This is a genomic window from Pantoea sp. ICBG 828 (genome assembly GCF_002928355.1).
GTDB lineage: Bacteria > Pseudomonadota > Gammaproteobacteria > Enterobacterales > Enterobacteriaceae > Pantoea > Pantoea dispersa.
Window position 1 is genome coordinate 424,708 of the sequence record NZ_POWN01000005.1, and the last position, 16,502, is coordinate 441,209.

At 57.9% G+C, this 16,502-nt stretch carries 14 protein-coding genes; 6 read left to right on the top strand and 8 right to left on the bottom strand.

Annotated features, from left to right (window positions below):
* Positions 1 to 12 precede the first annotated feature (12 nt).
* The 4 genes from glrR to purL form a co-directional block, all read right to left on the bottom strand.
* Positions 13 to 1,344 carry a two-component system response regulator GlrR gene (gene glrR / locus C1Y43_RS14825; RefSeq protein ID WP_058758284.1) on the bottom strand — a complete coding sequence of 444 codons (1,332 nt, stop codon included), beginning with the start codon at positions 1,342 to 1,344 and terminating at the stop codon, positions 13 to 15.
* 2 nt (positions 1,345 to 1,346) lie between these two features.
* Positions 1,347 to 2,018: a two-component system QseEF-associated lipoprotein QseG gene (gene qseG / locus C1Y43_RS14830; RefSeq protein WP_104188701.1), complete on the bottom strand. Its 672-nt coding sequence runs from the start codon at positions 2,016 to 2,018 to the stop codon at positions 1,347 to 1,349.
* A gap of 3 nt (positions 2,019 to 2,021) precedes the next feature.
* Positions 2,022 to 3,449, bottom strand: a complete 1,428-nt coding sequence (locus C1Y43_RS14835; RefSeq protein ID WP_104188702.1) for a HAMP domain-containing sensor histidine kinase — start codon at positions 3,447 to 3,449, stop codon at positions 2,022 to 2,024.
* Positions 3,450 to 4,090: 641 nt separating this feature from the next.
* Positions 4,091 to 7,981, bottom strand: a complete 3,891-nt coding sequence (gene purL / locus C1Y43_RS14840; protein WP_104188704.1) for a phosphoribosylformylglycinamidine synthase — start codon at positions 7,979 to 7,981, stop codon at positions 4,091 to 4,093.
* Between the two features lie 270 nt (positions 7,982 to 8,251).
* Between purL and mltF the strand changes: the two genes are divergently transcribed.
* Positions 8,252 to 9,709: a membrane-bound lytic murein transglycosylase MltF gene (mltF, locus tag C1Y43_RS14845; protein ID WP_021506534.1), complete on the top strand. Its 1,458-nt coding sequence runs from the start codon at positions 8,252 to 8,254 to the stop codon at positions 9,707 to 9,709.
* On the opposite strand, the gene tadA is transcribed toward mltF, so the two are convergent.
* Positions 9,706 to 10,200, bottom strand: coding sequence for a tRNA adenosine(34) deaminase TadA (gene tadA, locus C1Y43_RS14850; RefSeq protein ID WP_071813580.1), 495 nt, complete (start codon positions 10,198 to 10,200; stop codon positions 9,706 to 9,708). The two genes, mltF and tadA, sit on opposite strands and share 4 nt — an antisense overlap.
* 57 nt (positions 10,201 to 10,257) lie before the next feature.
* Positions 10,258 to 10,896 (bottom strand): phosphatidylglycerophosphatase C, encoded by a 639-nt coding sequence (gene yfhb / locus C1Y43_RS14855; RefSeq protein ID WP_010618503.1) that lies wholly within the window; start codon positions 10,894 to 10,896, stop codon positions 10,258 to 10,260.
* Between the two features lie 216 nt (positions 10,897 to 11,112).
* On the opposite strand from yfhb, the gene C1Y43_RS14860 reads away from it, so the two are divergent.
* The 5 genes from C1Y43_RS14860 (at position 11,113) to C1Y43_RS14880 (ending at position 15,392) form a co-directional block, all read left to right on the top strand.
* Positions 11,113 to 11,952, top strand: coding sequence for a MurR/RpiR family transcriptional regulator (locus C1Y43_RS14860; protein ID WP_021506531.1), 840 nt, complete (start codon positions 11,113 to 11,115; stop codon positions 11,950 to 11,952).
* A 178-nt stretch (positions 11,953 to 12,130) separates the two neighbouring features.
* Positions 12,131 to 12,493 carry a GtrA family protein gene (locus tag C1Y43_RS14865; protein ID WP_104188794.1) on the top strand — a complete coding sequence of 121 codons (363 nt, stop codon included), beginning with the start codon at positions 12,131 to 12,133 and terminating at the stop codon, positions 12,491 to 12,493.
* Entirely contained in the window at positions 12,490 to 13,401 is a 912-nt protein-coding gene (locus C1Y43_RS14870; protein ID WP_058781719.1) for a glycosyltransferase family 2 protein, read from the top strand. Before C1Y43_RS14865 ends, C1Y43_RS14870 begins: the two co-directional genes overlap by 4 nt.
* Complete coding sequence (locus tag C1Y43_RS14875; RefSeq protein ID WP_233209838.1) at positions 13,398 to 14,819, top strand: glucosyltransferase domain-containing protein; 1,422 nt, start codon at positions 13,398 to 13,400, stop codon at positions 14,817 to 14,819. Before C1Y43_RS14870 ends, C1Y43_RS14875 begins: the two co-directional genes overlap by 4 nt.
* Positions 14,820 to 15,143: 324 nt before the next feature.
* On the top strand, positions 15,144 to 15,392 hold the full coding sequence (locus tag C1Y43_RS14880; RefSeq protein WP_010617759.1) for a YfhL family 4Fe-4S dicluster ferredoxin: 249 nt from the start codon (positions 15,144 to 15,146) through the stop codon (positions 15,390 to 15,392).
* Here C1Y43_RS14880 and acpS read toward each other — a convergent pair.
* Both acpS and pdxJ read right to left on the bottom strand, forming a co-directional pair.
* The gene (acpS, locus tag C1Y43_RS14885; RefSeq protein ID WP_010617758.1) at positions 15,389 to 15,769 is read right to left on the bottom strand and encodes a holo-ACP synthase; all 381 of its coding nucleotides are present in this window, start codon (positions 15,767 to 15,769) and stop codon (positions 15,389 to 15,391) included. The two genes, C1Y43_RS14880 and acpS, sit on opposite strands and share 4 nt — an antisense overlap.
* Complete coding sequence (pdxJ, locus tag C1Y43_RS14890) at positions 15,769 to 16,500, bottom strand: pyridoxine 5'-phosphate synthase (protein WP_104188706.1); 732 nt, start codon at positions 16,498 to 16,500, stop codon at positions 15,769 to 15,771. Before pdxJ ends, acpS begins: the two co-directional genes overlap by 1 nt.
* Positions 16,501 to 16,502 lie beyond the last annotated feature (2 nt).

Sequence of the window (16,502 nt, forward strand, 5' to 3'; positions counted from 1 at the left end):
TGCCGCAGCAAGCTACTCTTTAAATTCGCTGGCGTCCAGTTCGTGGCGCGACAGCAGCTTATAAAACTCGGTACGGTTGCGTCCAGCCAGACGCGCCGCATGCGTCACATTACCTTTGGTCATCTGCAGCAGTTTGCGCAGATAGTTAAGCTCAAACTGGTTGCGTGCTTCGACAAAGGTCGGTAGCGCCGTGTTCTCGCCAGCCAGCGCCTGCTCTACCAGCGCGTCACCAATTACCGGCGACGTAGTAAGCGCCACGCACTGCTCAATCACGTTAACCAGCTGGCGCACATTTCCCGGCCAGCTGGCACTCACCAGCCGTTTCATCGCATCGACCGAGAAGCTGCGCACAAACGGTTTGTGGCGATCGGCCGACTGGCGCAGCAGATGGTTGGCCAGCAGCGGGATGTCTTCGGCGCGTTCGTGCAGTGCCGGGATCCTGAGATTCACCACGTTGAGACGATAGTAGAGATCTTCGCGGAAGCTTTTCTTCTCCATCGCCTTCGGCAGATCGCGGTGCGTGGCAGAGATGATGCGCACGTTGATGTCGAGATCGCGGTTGCTGCCCAGCGGGCGCACTTTGCGCTCCTGCAGCACGCGGAGAAGCTTCACCTGCAACGCCTGCGGCATGTCGCCAATCTCATCGAGAAACAGCGTGCCGCCTTCCGCCGCCTGAAACAGCCCTTCGCGCGCACTTACGGCACCGGTGAAGGCGCCTTTGGCGTGGCCAAACAGCTCAGACTCCAGCAGCTGTTCCGGCAGCGCGCCGCAGTTGATGGCAATGAAAGGTTTGCCAGCGCGCGGACTGGCAGCATGAATCGCCTGCGCCAGCACCTCTTTACCGGTGCCGCTCTGGCCGTTGATCAATATACTGACGTCAGATTGCGCCACCATGTGCGCCTGCTCCAGCAGCCGCAGCATCAGCGGATTTCGCGTGACGATCGCTTCGCGCCAGCCGTCATCGCTGACCGGCGCGCGCTGCGCCAGTGCTTCGTCAATCGCTTTGTATAGCGCATCGCGGTCGACCGGTTTGGTCAGAAAGCTGAACACGCCCTGCTGCGTGGCGGCTACCGCGTCCGGAATCGAGCCGTGCGCGGTCAGGATGATGACCGGCAGTCCGGTATGGCGCTTCTGGATTTCAGCAAACAGCGCCAGGCCATCCATTTCATCCATGCGCAGATCGCTGATCACCAAATCGACTTTCTCTTTCTGCAGATGACGCAGGGCTTCCGGCCCGCTGGCCGCGGTCGCTACCTGATAACCTTCACTGCTGAGACGCATACCGAGCAGCTTGAGTAAGCCCGGATCGTCATCCACCAGCAGTAAGCGTGCGGCCTGTTTCATGGTTACTGCTCCTCGCTTTGGGCATCGCTGGCACCGTGTGTGCTGTCGCCGCTGTCCGGCGCTTTGCGCGATGACAGCTGACGCTCGATGTCAGTCAGTCGCTGCAGTTTACGCTGGGTATCGTCCAGCGTTTGCCGCAGTTGCGTTTGCTGCTGACGCAGGCGATCCAGTTCGGCGTCATTGCTTTGCTGCAGCGCGGCGTAGCGGCCGCGCGCCTCGCTCAGCTCCAGCTGCGCGGCCTGGTTACTGCGCCACAGCTGCAGCAGCGGACGCACCGCCGCCGGATAATCCGCGCTGTAGCTGTCGAGCGTATCAACGTACTGACGGCGCTCCACCGGCGTCACGTTGCCGTTCGCCAGCAGGATGCCCTGCTTAAAGGCGCGCGCCCAGTTCTGTACCGGCCAGCGCCGCGCTTCCGCCCGCGCTTCGGCCGCCGACAGCCGCTCACCGCAGTCGATAGCGCGCTGCCAGTAAAGTGGATTGCTCATGGCCGCCGGTGCTTCAATCTGCCAGACATTCTGGCAATCGGTGGCCAGATAATCCGCCAGGCGCACGTCCGGCTCCGGCAGGTTCACCGCACCGCGCGGCGTACTGCTCTGGGGAGGCGCCTGACAGGCGCTCAGGCCGATGACGATCAGTGCGCCGACGAGAAATCGGCTGGATGTGAGTTTCATTAATCAGGCATTCCCGGCGCTGGTAGTCAAAATGATACGAAAACAGACGTCCGCGTCCGTGCGCGTGACCAACTGCAAATCACCCTGCATCCTGCGCAGGCAATCTTTGGCGATGCTTAATCCCAGCCCGCTGCCTTTTACCGGCCCTTTGCGCTGCTGGCTCCCCTGATAAAATGGCTCAAAGATCATCGCCTGCTCTTCAGCCGGAATCGGCGTGCCGGTGTTGGCCACCTCAATCCACACCTGGTTGCCCTTCTGCTGGCTCTGCAGCCAGATGTTACCGGATTCGCTACCGTAGTTCACGGCGTTCGAGTAGAGGTTATCAATCACCCGCTGCAACAGCGTCGGTTCCGCCAGACAATAGCGGGCCTGCAGATCGATATGCGTTTGCATCTGGCGCGCGCTGGCGGGCAGTGAGTGCACCCTGACGACGCTATCAATGATAGCGTCGATAGCCACCGGTTCCAGCCGCAGCGGACTCTCCGCCAGCCGGCGATTGTAGTCGAGCAGCTGTTCAATCAGCCGCTGCAGATGACGGCTGCTGGTATCGAGAATGGCGACAACTTCCTGCTGCTCCGCATTGAGCGGGCCGGCAACCTGGTCGGCCAGCAGTTCGGTGCCTTCGCGCAGGCTGGCCAGCGGTGTTTTGAGTTCGTGCGACAGGTGGCGCAGAAACTCATGCCGCTGTGCCTCCAGCCAGCTAAGACGTTCGCTGAGCCAGACAATGCGCTGTCCCAGCGAGCGAATTTCGCGTGGCCCGCGGAAACTGACGCTATTGCCCAGCGTTTTCCCCTCGCCCAGCCGGTTAATCATGCGTTCGACGCGCTTAACCGGGCCGATAATCATGCCGGTGAACAGCAGTACCAGCACCAGACTGATTAAAAACAGTATCAGCGCCTGCCAGCCAAAAAACTGGCCGCGATCGGCAATTTCGCGCTGCAGCTGCAGGCCGCGTGAAAACACCACTTCACGCGTGGCCTGTACCATGCGGGTGTTGGCGGCGGAGAATGCCTCCAGCGCGCTCGCCGCCGGTGCCAGCAGATTGCCGTTATCACACTGCAGCTTTTCCAGCTGCGGCAGCGCGCTCTGCAATATTTTGAACGTGGGCAAATCGGGCAGGCTGGCGGCATGGCTGCTGAGCATCTGGCCGTAGCGGCTCCACTGCGTTTGATACAGGCGTGCCAGACTGGCATCGCCCAGCACACAATACTGGCGATAGCTACGCTCCAGCTCCAGCGCCGTGCGCGCCATCGCCTCGCTGCGACGCACGTCGGTGAAGGTGTTGCGGTTGGTGTCCGCCGCCTGATTACTCAATGCTGAAAGGCTTTCCCACGCCTGCCATGCCAGCACCAGCAGCGGCAGCAGCACCAGCAGAAAGGCCATTAGAACCAGTTGCCGCAGGGATCGGGGAAACAGACGCCATCTCTTCACAACCGCGCTTCCTTTGAGGTGAGTTGCAGGCATGCTAGCGAAGTCCGGCAAGGTTAGAAAGGCTGAAAACGAAAACGGCAGGCCTTTTGGCCTGCCGTGAGAGCGACGCCGCAGCATCGCCTGCAAAATAGGTGGAGCCTAACTCAACGTTGCGTCCGGTGCCTGATAACGTTGCAAAGCAAGCGATTATCGGTTGGGTGGACGGCAGGCTCCGTTTGGTGCGTCATTCGATATTTTATGAGCTCAACCGCAGTGCGGGGCAATCATAGACAGGAGAATGAGCAACGTAATGAGTATAGCAACTATCGTGCCAGAAAATAAATAGCCTTGTTAATCAGCATACTGCCAGCTCAGAGAGGGAATTAACGACGCTTTCGGACCGGCTGGTCTGGAAAAAGTGTCGCCGATTAGCAACGGCTTTAACGCGCTAACTTTGCGCCTATAAAAAACAAGGATTTAAATGTCACCTTTTAGCGACAATTCAGTCATGGGATTGTCGTCATTTTCCGACATGCCACAGATGTCAGGGAATCACAGCGGATCGACAGCGGTGCCCACGCGGCAAAAAATAAAAAAGGCCGCGTTGAGCGGCCTTTTCACAGTGCCCGTGAATGGGCACCGGTAAGAGACAGGATGCAGGTTTAACCCAGCTGCTTGCGCGCGTTGCGGAAAATGCGCATCCACGGGCTGTCTTCGCCCCACTCCGCCGGATGCCACGAATTGCTGACGGTACGGAACACGCGCTCCGGATGCGGCATCATAATGGTGACGCGCCCGCTTTCGTTAGTCACGGCGGTGATGCCGTTCGGTGAGCCGTTCGGGTTCGCCGGATAGGTCTCGGTGACTTTACCGAAGTTATCGACGAAGCGCAGCGCCACCAGCCCTTTCGCTTCCAGCTCAGCCAGATGCGCACCGTCACGTACTTCAACAAAACCTTCACCGTGCGAGACGGCAATCGGCATGCGTGAACCGACCATGCCGTCCAGCAGCAGTGACGGGCTGGCGGCCACTTCCACCAGGCTGAAGCGTGCTTCAAAGCGCTCGGACTGGTTACGCACAAAGCGTGGCCACAGCTCGCTGCCCGGAATCAGTTCACGCAGATTCGACATCATCTGGCAGCCGTTACACACGCCCAGCGCCAGCGTCTGCGGACGATGGAAGAAGTTTTCAAACTCGTCACGCACGCGGCTGTTGAACAGAATCGATTTCGCCCAGCCTTCGCCCGCACCCAGCACGTCGCCGTAGGAGAAGCCGCCACAGGCGACCAGTGCGTGGAATTCCTCCAGACCACGACGGCCCGCCAGCAGATCGCTCATGTGCACGTCAACCGCGGTAAAGCCTGCGCGGTGGAAGGCAGCGGCCATCTCAACGTGCGAGTTTACGCCCTGCTCGCGCAGCACGGCAACGCGCGGACGCGCGCCGGTGGCGATCATCGGTGCCGCCACATCCTCTTCCGGACGGAAGGTCAGCTGCACGTTCAGGCCAGGATCGTTATCGTCTTTCTTCGCTTCATGTTCCTGATCGGCACAGGCCGGGTTATCGCGCAGGCGCTGCATCTGCCAGGTGGTTTCAGCCCACCAGGTACGCAGGGTGGTACGGCTTTCGCTGTACACCGCGCTGTCGCCGGAGCGGATAACAAAACGGTCACCCGGCAGCGCTTTACCGATGACGTGAACATTGCTGCTCAGACCGTGATCGGCAAACACTTTTTCCACGGCCGCGCGGTCGGCAGCGTTAATCTGCAGTACGGCGCCCAGCTCTTCCGTAAACAGTGCTGCCAGCGCATCGCTGCCCAGCGCGGCGATATCCGCCTCAACACCGCAGTGGCCGGTGAAGGCCATTTCAGCCAGCGTGACCAGCAGACCGCCATCCGAGCGGTCGTGGTAAGCCAGCAGTTTCTGCTCGCTGACCAGCGTCTGAATTGCATTGAAGAAGCCAGCCAGCTGCGCGGCATCGCGCACGTCGGCCGGTTTGTCGCCCAGCTGGCGATACACCTGCGACAGCGCCGTGGCGCCGAGGGTGTTGGCGCCGTTGCCGAGATCCACCAGCAGCAGCAGGTTGTCGCCTTCCGGCTGCAGCTGTGGCGTCACGGTGCGACGCACATCTTCAACGCGTGCAAAAGCCGTAATGACCAGCGACAGCGGCGAGGTCATTTCGCGCTGTTCAGTGCCCTGCTGCCAGCGGGTTTTCATCGACATGGAGTCTTTACCCACCGGAATGGTGATCCCCAGCGCCGGGCACAGCTCTTCGCCCACCGCTTTCACCGCAGCGTACAGGCCTGCGTCTTCGCCCGGGTGACCGGCCGCAGCCATCCAGTTTGCCGACAGCTTCACGCGCTTCAGTGAACCGATCGCGGTCGCGGCCAGGTTGGTCAGCGCTTCGCCCACCGCCAGACGGCCGGACGCAGCGAAATCAAGCAGCGCTACCGGCGCACGTTCGCCCATGGCAAACGCTTCACCGTGGTAGCTGTCAAGGCTGGCAGTGGTCACGGCGCAGTTCGCCACCGGGATCTGCCACGGCCCGACCAACTGATCGCGCGCCACCATGCCGGTTACGCTGCGGTCACCGATGGTCACCAGGAAGGTTTTCTCCGCCACGGTTGGCAGGTGCAGCACACGGTTTACCGCATCGGCAATGGTAATGCCGTCCCGCACCAGCGCGTCACCTTTAGCCTGCTGGCTGGCCACGTCGCGCGTCATTTTTGGCGTTTTACCCAGCAGCACGTCGAGCGGCATGTCGATCGGTTTGTTATCGAAGTGGCTGTCGGCAAGGTTCAGGTGCTGCTCTTCGGTCGCTTCACCAATCACCGCGTACGGCGCACGTTCGCGCTGGCACAGCTCATCGAACAGCGCCAGTTTGTCCGGCGCAACCGCCAGCACATAACGCTCCTGCGACTCGTTACACCACACTTCCAGCGGGCTCATGCCTGGTTCATCGCTGAGGATGTCGCGCAGGTTGAAGTTGCCACCGCGGCCACCGTCGCTCACCAGCTCCGGCATGGCGTTAGACAGGCCACCGGCACCGACGTCGTGAATAAACAGAATCGGGTTGGCTTCGCCCAGCTGCCAGCAGCGGTCAATCACTTCCTGACAGCGACGCTCCATCTCCGGGTTGTCACGCTGCACCGAGGCGAAGTCGAGATCGGCATCCGACTGGCCGGACGCCATAGAAGACGCCGCACCGCCGCCAAGGCCGATATTCATCGCCGGACCGCCCAGCACGATCAGCTTCGCGCCAACCACGATCTCACCCTTCTGCACGTGATCGGCGCGGATGTTACCAATGCCGCCGGCCAGCATGATCGGCTTGTGATAGCCGCGCAGCTCAACGCCGTTGTGGCTGTTGACCTGCTCTTCATAAGTACGGAAATAGCCGTTCAGCGCCGGGCGACCAAATTCGTTGTTAAACGCGGCGCCGCCTAACGGGCCTTCGGTCATGATATCCAGCGCGGTAACAATGCGATCCGGCTTGCCGAAATCCTCTTCCCACGGCTGTTCAAAGCCGGGAATACGCAGGTTGGAAACCGAGAAGCCGACCAGACCCGCTTTCGGCTTCGCGCCGCGTCCGGTGGCGCCTTCGTCACGGATTTCCCCGCCGGAACCGGTGGCGGCACCTGGCCATGGCGAAATGGCCGTCGGGTGGTTGTGGGTTTCCACCTTCATCAGGATATGCGCGGCTTCCTGATGGAACTCGTATTCGCCCTGCTGCGCATCCGCGTAGAAACGCCCGACCTCGGAGCCTTCCATCACCGCGGCATTGTCTTTATACGCCGACAGGACGTGTTCCGGATGCTGCTCAAAAGTGTTTTTAATCATTTTAAACAGCGACTTTGGCTGTTTTTCGCCGTCGATAATCCAGTCGGCGTTAAAAATCTTGTGACGACAGTGCTCGGAGTTTGCCTGAGCGAACATATAGAGCTCGATGTCGTTCGGATTGCGGCCCAGTCTGGTGAAGGCATCGAGCAGGTAATCAATTTCGTCATCGGCCAGCGCCAGGCCGAGCGTGCGGTTAGCCTGTTCCAGCGCCTCGCGCCCTCCGCCCAGCACGTCTACGCTTTTCAGCGGCTGCGGCTCATGATGCGCGAACAGCTGTTCTGCCGCGCTGAGCTCCGTGAACACGGTTTCCATCATGCGGTCGTGCAGCAGGCTGGCCAGCTGCTGCCACTGCGCGTCAGTCAGCTGCGGTGCCTGTACATAGAAGGCCAGACCGCGCTCCAGGCGCAATACCTGTGGCAGGTCGCAGTTGTGGGCGATATCGGTGGCTTTCGATGACCAGGGAGAAATGGTGCCGGGACGCGGCGTCACCAGCAACAGACGCCCTTGTGGCGCATGTTCGGCGAGAGAAGGACCGTATTTCAGCAGACGCTGCAGGCGGGCTTGCTGTTCCGCGCTGAGCGGTGCGCTGACATCGGCGAAATGGACGTACTCGGCGTAAATATCACTCACCGGCAGATGAGCGTCCTGAAAGCGGGTCAGCAGTTTGTTTACACGAAATGCCGACAGAGCGGGCGAACCACGCAGAATTTCCATCATTAAAGATCTCTCGTCTTCGAAGCGCCGGGCGACGCTTCATGGGGCGCAACAGGGAAAACGGGCGGTATTATAGAGAAATGGCACGGGTTACGAAACCGTTTGCGCAGAAAAACTGAGCCTCAGGATTTGCCTGAATTTTGCGCAAATCTTGCTATATAAGTTGCCCTGTTACGCTTTGTTGCGCAAAATGCCCCACGCTCTGGGAGTGCAAAACAACATAAATACTGCCTTTAAAAGACAGAGGCCTGTGAGCCATTACGAGACAACTATTTGAAACGCCTGAAATTAAATTATCTGTTTATCGGTCTGATCACCGTGCTGCTTGCGCTGGCGCTGTGGCCGTCCATCCCCTGGTACGGGGGCGGAAAAGACGCGTTATCACAGATCAAATCGCGGGGAGTGTTGCGCATCAGTACCGTCAACTCGCCGCTGACTTACTACACCATCAATAATGCACCAGCCGGTATGGACTACGAGCTGGCGAAGCGCTTCGCCGATTATCTTGGCGTGAAGCTGGAAGTCACGGTGCGGCCCAACCTCGGCGACCTGTTTGACGATCTCGACGACGGCAAAGCCGACCTGCTGGCCGCCGGGCTGATCTACAACAGCGAGCGCCTCAGCCGTTATCAGAGTGGCCCGAGCTACTATTCCGTGTCGCAGCAGCTGGTGTATCGCATCGACAAGCCGCGGCCCAAAAACCTTGGTGATCTGAAAGGCCGGCTGATTGTGCAGTCCGGTTCAGCCTATCTGTCAACGTTACGTTCCGCCAAAGCGGACAGCTATCCCGATCTCGACTGGGCCATTTCCACCGATATGGGCCAGAAAGCGCTGCTGGAAGCGGTTGCCGACGGCAAGCTCGACTATACCGTGGGAGATTCGGTGACCATCGGCCTGCTGCAGCGTATCCATCCACAGCTGGCGGTGGCGTTTGATATTACCGATGAAGAGCCGGTGACCTGGTATCTGCCGCGTAACGATGACGATAGCCTGAACGCCGCCATGCTCGACTTCTACAGTCAGATGGGGGAAGAAGGCACTATGGCGCGGCTGGAAGAGAAGTATCTCGGCCACGTCGGCACCTTTGATTATGTCGATACCCGCACCTTCCTGCGGGCGATTGATAACACGCTGCCGGATATCAAGCCGCTGTTTGAGAAGTACGCGTCCAGTATCGACTGGCGACTGCTGGCGGCGATTTCCTATCAGGAGTCGCACTGGAATCCGCAGGCGACCTCGCCCACCGGCGTGCGCGGCATGATGATGCTGACGCGCAATACCGCTGACAGCCTCGACGTGAACGATCGTCTCGATCCGGAACAGAGCATTCGCGGCGGAAGCGAATACCTGCGGCGCATGATGGAAAAAGTGCCGGAGACCATTCCGGAAGATGAACGCATCTGGTTTGCGCTGGCGGCCTATAACATGGGCTACGCACATATGCTGGATGCACGCCGGCTGACCCTCAAACAGGGTGGCAATCCGGACAGCTGGGCCGACGTTAAGCTGCGCCTGCCGATGCTGAGCCAGAAGCGCTATTACGCGCAGACCACTTACGGCTATGCGCGCGGCCACGAAGCTTATAACTACGTTGAGAACATCCGTAAGTATCAGATCAGCCTGGTAGGCTATCTGCAGGAGCAGGAGAAACGGCTGGCACAGCAGTCGGCACTTGAAGCGGAACTCGGTGCCGGTTATCCGGCCGTCGAACCGAAGATTGCGATGAACTAATCGGCGCGCAGCGCCTGCCGCTGCGCGCGCTTCTGTTCCCGGCGCATACGGAAGAAGTCGCTCAGCAGCGTGGCGCACTCTTCGGCCAGCACGCCATGCGCAATCTCTATCTGATGATTCATGCCCGGATGGCCGATCACATCCAGCAGCGAACCGGCGGCACCGGTTTTCTCATCCTTCGCGCCATAGACCAGACGGGTAATCCGGCTGTGCACCATGGCACCTGCACACATCACGCACGGCTCCAGCGTCACGTATAAGGTGGTGTCGAGCAGCCGGTAATTATCAATCACTTTTCCGCCCTGACGCAGCGCCATAATCTCGGCATGCGCGGTGGGATCGCACTGACTAATCGGCCGGTTCCAGCCCTCGCCAATCACTCGGTCACCCTGCACCAGCACCGCACCGACCGGCACTTCGCCCTGCTCCCACGCACGCCGCGCCAGTTCAAGCGCGTGGCGCATCCAGTATTCATCAGTTTGTGGGTTCAACGGGCAACTCCTGCGGATTAACAAGGCGGCGCATTATAGACGGAATCCAGCTGCGATTCACTCCAGCTGTTGCAGTTCACCGCGCGGCGTCACGCGCCAGCGATGCTGGCAGAAAAACAGCAGCGGGTTATCCTGCTTGCTGTCGCTGTAGCCGCTGTACAGCTGTAGCGGCGTACCGATTTTTTCCTCGAGCTGCGCCACTTTTTCATGGCCGAGACAGCGCATGGCTAATACCCGGCCACCACGGCCCGGCTTCATCTGGCTGGCGATCAGCTTCACGCGCGGCAGAAACGCGGAATCAAAATAGACCTGCTCCACCAGCGACTGCGGCGAGCCGGTAATCAGCCAGACATCGGCGTCTTCGCTACTGAGGTAGTCAGTCAGCCGCTGCTGCACCACCGGAAACGCGGTAACGCGCTCGCGAAACCAGCGGGCAAATTCGGCCTCACGCTGGCGCAGCGTGGCCTCACGATGGCCAAAGGTGATAGCCCACAACAGCAGGCTCATCGGCCAGCGCGCGGCGCGGCCCTTTATCAGCATACCCATGCCGATGACCGGCAGCAGCGGCACCACCAGCACCAGATTGAGCGGCTGGCGGCGCAACAGATAACGCATAAATGTGCCAAACATGTCCTGCTGATGCAGCGTGCCGTCCAGGTCAAAAAATACCACGCGGCGATGCGAACCCTTTGTCAAACCCGACTCCTTTTTCTAAACGCGGCGATACCTGCTCTACAGTGTAGCCAGCATCGCGCGCCGGGGCGAAAGCTGTCATTTTTAATTCCAGTGGCTACAATGCCATTTGAATAGTTTATTCTCTGCGTCGGCGCGATGTCATCTGACATTCCTGGCCAGACATTTCCTTCCGCGAGCGGCTAAGCTGTGTGCGGGACTATGGATTAAGGATCGGACATGAGTTCATTGCTGCGAATTCGCCAGCTCTACCCACGCCTGGCGCTGAACGAGCGTCGGCTGGCGGATTTTTTGCTGTCGCAGCCTGATCGGGCACGGCATCTGAGTTCACAAAAACTGGCGGAAGAGTCAGGCGTCAGCCAGTCGAGCGTGGTGAAGTTCGCCCAGAAACTGGGTTACAAAGGCTTTCCGGCGCTGAAGCTGGCGCTGAGTGAGTCGCTGGCCGACCGCGATGCCATCACCGTGCACAACCACATTCTGAGTGACGATCCGCTTAAAGTTGTCGGCGAAAAGCTGCTGACGGAAAAAATTTCGGCGATTCGCGCCACGCTGGATATCAACAGCGAAGAGAAACTCACGGAAACGCTGCAGCTGCTGAAAAACGCCAACCGCATTCTGCTGGTCGGCATTGGCGCTTCCGGGCTGGTGGCGAAAGATTTTTCGTGGAAGCTGATGAAGATTGGCATCAACGCCGTCGCCGAGCAGGACATGCACGCGCTGCTGGCCAGCGTTCAGGCGATGGCACCCGGCGATGTGCTGCTGGCAATCTCCTACACCGGCGAACGTCGCGAGATCAACCTCGCGGCACAGGAAGCCGCAGCCATTGGCGCCGATGTGCTGGCGTTCACCGGCTTTACCCCGAATTCGCTGCAGCAGTGCGCGACGGTCTGCCTGTACACCGTCGCCGAGGAGCAGAGCACGCGCAGCGCGGCCATCTCCTCCACCAGCGCCCAGCTGGCGCTGACCGATCTGCTGTTTATGGCGCTGGTGCAGAACGATCCGGAACGCGCCTCCAGCCATATTCGTCACAGCGAGGAGCTGGTGAAAAAGCTGGTCTGATTGCCCCATGATCAGGATATTCCCCCCTGCCTTAGCCCGAAATTGATCATCGGGCGGGGCAATGATTTTGTTGCCTGTCGCTATCCTTTTCGGCCCGATTAAACGCATTTTCAGCATCGGGCTTGCAGGATAATTTCCGATGTATATGATCAGGGCAAATTTACTCATCTCTCTCGTCATGCTGAAACTTATTTCCCGTTATGCAGGAATTGGCGTTATCAATACCGCGATTCACTGGACGGTGTTTGCGCTTATTCTCAAGCTGTTCGAGTCAGGTCAGGCTATGGCTAACTTTGGAGCATTCTGCGTTGCGGTGACGTTTTCCTTTTTTGCTAATGCCCGCTGGACCTTCTCTTCTGCAGCCACGCCCTTGCGTTACCTGCTTTATGTCAGCTTTATGGGAGGCATGGCGGCGCTGGTTGGCTGGATGGCCGACGCCTGCTCGCTTTCCCCGGTGGTTACCCTGATACTCTTTTCCTTTATTAGCCTGGGTTGCGGCTTCATCTACTCTAATTACATCGTTTTCAGGGAAGTAAAATGAAATTGTCTCTCGTCGTGCCCGTCTTCAATGAAGAGGAAACCATTCCGCTCTTTTATCAGGCGGTTCGTCATGAATTAGCCGGCTATCAGGTGGAAATTGTTTTTATCAATGACGGCAGTAGCGATGGCAGCGAAAACATCATCAATGCCCTGGCCATCTCGGATCCGCTGGTCATTGCGCTGTCATTTACCCGCAATTTCGGCAAAGAGCCCGCGTTGTTTGCCGGACTGGAGCATGCCACCGGCGACGCGGTTATCCCGATTGATGTTGATCTGCAGGATCCCATCGCCGTTATCCATCAACTGGTTGAACGCTGGCAAGCGGGTGCCGATGTGGTTCTGGCTAAACGGAAAGATCGCAGCGCCGATGGGCATGTCAAACGTAAAACAGCCGAGTGGTTTTATCACTTCCACAACCAAATCAGCTCGCCGAAAATAGAGGAAAACGTTGGCGATTTTCGTCTGCTGTCGCGCGAGACGGTAGAACAAATAAAAAGCCTGCCGGAAAGGAATCTGTTCATGAAGGGCATTTTATCCTGGGTTGGCGGTAACACAGCGATTGTGGAATATGATCGGGCTGAACGCGTCACAGGGGTGTCGAAATTTAATGGCTGGAAATTGTGGAATCTGGCATTAGAAGGATTAACCAGTTTTTCCACCTTCCCCTTACGCATCTGGAGTTACATCGGCGGTAGCGTCGCGTTACTCTCCTTTCTTTATGGATTCTGGATGATCATCGATAAACTGCTCTGGGGCAATCCGGTGGCGGGTTACCCTTCGTTGCTGGTTTCCATTCTGTTTTTGGGTGGAGTGCAACTTATCGGCATCGGTGTTCTGGGCGAATATATTGGCCGAATCTACATTGAGTCCAAACAAAGACCACGCTACGTGATTAAGAGCAGGAAATGAAAAAAACAGTTTTTGAGCGTCATCCCTCCGCCATGTATCTGATACTGGCCGTCGCTTTACTCATCGGTTATAGCCCGGTTTATTTATCAACATACGGATTTTCCGACGACTGGTTCTATTTATACGCATCCACTACCGATGCATTCAGTATTTTCAAATGGGATATCTTATCGGGCCGACCTTTTTATGGTGCTATCCGCTACTTCTTCGCTTTCCTGATCGATGACGTGCAGGATTTGACCTGGCTCCGTGCACTCTCATTATTAAGCCTGATTTTACTGGGCGGGTACATTATCCGTTTCCTTGAGCGTCGCAGCATTTTCGCCAGCGCGGTCCAGCGTCTGACGTTTGCCACGTTGATTTGTTTGCTGCCCTCATTTCAGGTTTTTGTCGGCTGGACAGTCTGCTTTCCTTATGTCCTGTCCGTACTGCTGGCGGGCATCAGTTATTCAACGCTGGCGGAAAACAAAGGCCTGGGCCGGGTGCTACTGTCGGCTATTTGCCTGACGCTTTCCTTTGCGATTTACCAACCCGCAGCCATGAGCTTTTTATTCTTTGCCCTGCTCGATCTGGGCATGAGCCGGAATAATTATCAGCGCAGCGCGGTGATCAAGCTGATGTTGATGCTGGGATTTGGCATGGTGATGGCACTGGTACTGGCGAAAGTTCTGCCGCTCGTGCTGTTCAATGAAGTACTGGCCAGAACCAATATCACCTTAGCGCCGCTGAAAAAAATCACCTGGTTTATCGCTGAGCCGCTCAGAAATGCGCTGTGCAACTTTGATACCGGGCGCTCGATTGTCAGTATTATCATCTCCTGCTCACTGATCATCGTGGGCATTGTGAAGGCACCCGATTTCAAACCGCGTAAAGCTTTTCTGTTCCTGTTTTTCCTGCTGGCGGCGGGCATTCCTAATCTTTTGGTGAGTGAGGACTGGGCAGCCTATCGCACGGTTATCGCGCTGTCGTTAATCACTACCTCAGCCTTCATTGCTGGCTTATTCGTGATCTTTAATAAGCTGAAGATAACTACTTCTGCCAGTATCGTTTGCCTCGTCATTGCGGTGCTCTCATGCATGCTGAATATTCAGAAGGGCTTTTCTACGCCTCAGCAGCGCGAGTATCAGTTGTTAAGCAGCGCAATCACAGAGAGCGTGCCTGCAGAATATTCTGGCCAGCTTTATTATCGTATCGATAGCGACAACTTACCTGCTGTCGCAAAATCCAAAAAATACGATGAGTTCGGTTCGCTTTCGCTGGGTATGCCATGGACCTTTGCCGGTATGGCCGACGCGATTAAAAAAGAGCACGCGATGAAGTTTTCCTTGCCAAAAGCGCCCGTTATCTACGGCAGCGATCAATGTCCAGGTGACTGTCTGACGCTTGATGCCACCCACGTGCTGGCACCGGTAAAATAAAGGCCAGCGCCGCCCTTATTTCGCTTACCACGCAACGGCTCTGCTTACCGTTGCGTGGTTTTCTGGCTATGGCGCGACATCAGATCGGCTGGTAGCAGTCACGTCGCCACGTTCTGCTGGCGGCTGAATACTACGCTAAGTCATTTTTTGAACGCCACCCGGCGTGATAATATGCGTGCCGCTCAGGGGATCGCCCCGCTGGTTTACGCCTGCATCGATTGAAAAATCACACTGCAAAGCGCTATTTCAGCAGGCGTTTTGCGCCGGAGAGCGGAACTAACCATGAAAAATGCAATGAAAACAAGCAACTGATGAGCTTATGCCATGGCACTGATAATTACTGAGCGCTGCATTAACTGCGACATGTGCGAGCCTGAGTGCCCGAACCAGGCGATTAGCATGGGTGAATCGATCTATCAGATCGACGCTGACCGCTGCACCGAGTGCGTGGGTCATTATGATGAGCCGACCTGTCAGAGCGTCTGCCCGATTGATAACACTATTCTTTCAGACCCACAGCACGTGGAAAGTCGCGACGCGCTGTGGGAGAAATTTGTGCTGCTGCACGCTTAATCTTCGATAATCACCGTGGCGCAGGCGTAGTGGCGCTCGTCGGCCAGCGTGACGTGCACATGCTGCACGCCCAGCTGGCTGGCAATCACTTTGGCCTGTTCAAAGAAGCGCAGGCCAGGCTTCCCCAGCGCATCGTTGTACACTTCAAACTGATTAAACGCTAAGCCGCCGCGAATGCCGGTGCCGAAGGCTTTTGCCGCCGCCTCTTTCACCGCAAAACGCTTGGCGAGGAAGCGCACCGGCTGCTGATGCGCCTGATACTGCTGCCACTCAGCTTCGCTCAGCACGCGGCGCGCCAGACGATCGCCAGAGCGTTCAATCACCCCGGCGATACGCTCGATCTCGACGATATCGCTGCCCAGCCCCAGAATGGCCATTAGCGGCGCGCTTCCCGCATCAGCGTCTTCATGTCGCTGACCGCCGCAGCAAGACCGCTGAACAGCGCACGACCGATAATCGCGTGACCAATGTTCAGCTCATGCATTTCCGGCAGCGCAGCAATCGGCTGGACGTTGTGATACGTCAGACCGTGGCCAGCATTCACCTTCAGGCCGCGACTGGCGGCAAAGGTCGCAGCGCTGGCGATACGCGCCAGTTCGGCATCGCGTGCCAGTCCTTCCGCTGCTTCAGCATAGGCGCCAGTATGGATTTCAATGTAAGGCGCACCGCTGGCGACCGCCGCTTCAATCTGGCGCTGATCGGCATCGATAAACAGCGACACCAGAATGCCCGCCTCGCTCAGCTGTTTGACTGCCGCGTTGACCTTGTCCTGCTGACCGGCCACATCAAGGCCGCCTTCCGTCGTCACTTCCTGGCGCTTTTCCGGCACCAGGCAGACAAAATGCGGTTTGATGTCGCAGGCGATGCCCACCATTTCGTCGGTGACCGCCATCTCAAGATTCATGCGGGTATGAATGGTGTCGCGCAGAATCCGCACGTCGCGGTCGGTGATGTGACGGCGATCTTCACGCAGGTGCACGGTAATGCCGTCTGCGCCCGCCTGCTCCGCGACAAACGCGGCCTGTACCGGATCGGGATAGTTTGTGCCACGTGCGTTACGTACGGTGGCGATGTGATCGATGTTGACCCCTAACAGCAACTCAGCCATGA